Source organism: Faecalicatena contorta (assembly GCF_001404335.1).
Taxonomy (GTDB): Bacteria; Bacillota; Clostridia; order Lachnospirales; family Lachnospiraceae; genus Faecalicatena; species Faecalicatena contortus_B.
On the sequence record NZ_CYZU01000118.1, the window covers coordinates 1 to 1,337 of the forward strand.

General features: G+C 40.1%; 3 protein-coding genes. All 3 read left to right on the forward strand.

Annotated features, from left to right (window positions below):
- Window positions 1–170 precede the first annotated feature (170 nt).
- Genes ARB69_RS25495 through ARB69_RS25505 form a run of 3 tightly spaced genes read left to right on the forward strand, consistent with a single transcriptional unit; the run spans window position 171 to window position 1,085 of the window.
- Window positions 171–386 carry a hypothetical protein gene (locus tag ARB69_RS25495; RefSeq protein ID WP_055155413.1) on the forward strand — a complete coding sequence of 72 codons (216 nt, stop codon included), beginning with the start codon at window positions 171–173 and terminating at the stop codon, window positions 384–386.
- A 35-nt stretch (window positions 387–421) separates the two neighbouring features.
- The gene (locus ARB69_RS25500; RefSeq protein WP_055155414.1) at window positions 422–658 is read left to right on the forward strand and encodes a hypothetical protein; all 237 of its coding nucleotides are present in this window, start codon (window positions 422–424) and stop codon (window positions 656–658) included.
- Window positions 645–1,085 (forward strand): hypothetical protein, encoded by a 441-nt coding sequence (locus tag ARB69_RS25505; protein WP_055155415.1) that lies wholly within the window; start codon window positions 645–647, stop codon window positions 1,083–1,085. Before ARB69_RS25500 ends, ARB69_RS25505 begins: the two co-directional genes overlap by 14 nt.
- The last annotated feature ends 252 nt before the right edge of the window (window positions 1,086–1,337 follow it).

Consider the following 1,337-nt stretch of genomic DNA (forward strand, 5'->3'; position numbering starts at 1 on the left):
CGGCTATCGAAGAATTAGGATCATTTGCGAATGGTATGTGTGGCAATATAGAAATTATTGAAATTCCGGATAATATCGAATGGGAAATTAGTGATTATGATGGATTTGAAACAATACATGAAAAACATCAAAGCTGGTAACTAAACCAAAATTTAGATCGGAGGTAAAGAATGAAGTATAAATGCGTAAATTCTTTTACGGTTGATTATTATAATGAAGCTGGAATGGTAACGGAAGATCGTATAGAAATCAGTCGTGGAAGTATTTGGGAGCGTGATGATGAGACAGATATCATAGGAGCGGGAGTACATCTTGATAATACGGAAACAATGGAATGGCTGGAAATATCAGAAAAGGATTTAGAAGAATATTTTGAGTTATTATAACGATTAAGCGAATTGGCTGACATTCAGGAGGGAACATGAATCATAAAAAAGCAAAAAGAAAGGCTGACGATGTCAGAAGGAAGGATATGAAGCATATGGCGGAGGATGCTCCTGACAATAAGGCTACAAAGTGGTTCAGGCGCCCAGCGTACCAGGCAGGGAAGATGGTACAGGAGCAGGGAGAGCAGATGGAAAAGGAGCGCGAAACGGTGGTGGAGTATGTGGCAAGAGTATGCAAAGAAAAGGAGAATGATGCCAGTGCAGGAAAATAATGTGAAGGAGCAGACCTGGCAGGACAATCAAAATAAAAAAGATTACCTGAATGGGTATCTTGCGGCAAAAAGAAAAGAGAAGATGACTCTAGACCAGATACAACAGCTTAGACTTAATGAGATGTGTCCGTCTGTAAAGTATGATGATATGCCACACGGATCCAATATAACCGACATGTCTGGTTATGCTGTTAAGATGGATGAGCTTATGGAGGAATTAGAACGAGACCGCCTAAATGCTATCGAGAAGTATACGGAGATATACCACAAAATCAAGTTGGTGGAAGACGAACGTGAGCGGGAGATTCTTACATACCGGTATCTGCTTGGGGAGAGATGGGAAATTATTTGCGGGATTATGGGATTAAGCTGGAGAAGGATTCATCAGATACATGCAAAATCTTTGAAAAATTTCAAAATTGCATAGAATTGCACACGGTAAGTATGATATAGTTATTCTAGAACGATTGGATCAATTGTTCGGTGGTGTTTTCTCAAGACACAGCCGTTTACCGGCAGCAATGAAGACATAGCCCTTGGGGCATTAATAAGTATTATCCTTGAGATAGCCATACAGATTATGGCTGAAAGGCTCTCCGTTATATAGCGGGGAGTCTTTTGTATATAATGGGACATAGCTCATCAGTATGACCTCCTTCACACACCTATTGAAAAACGT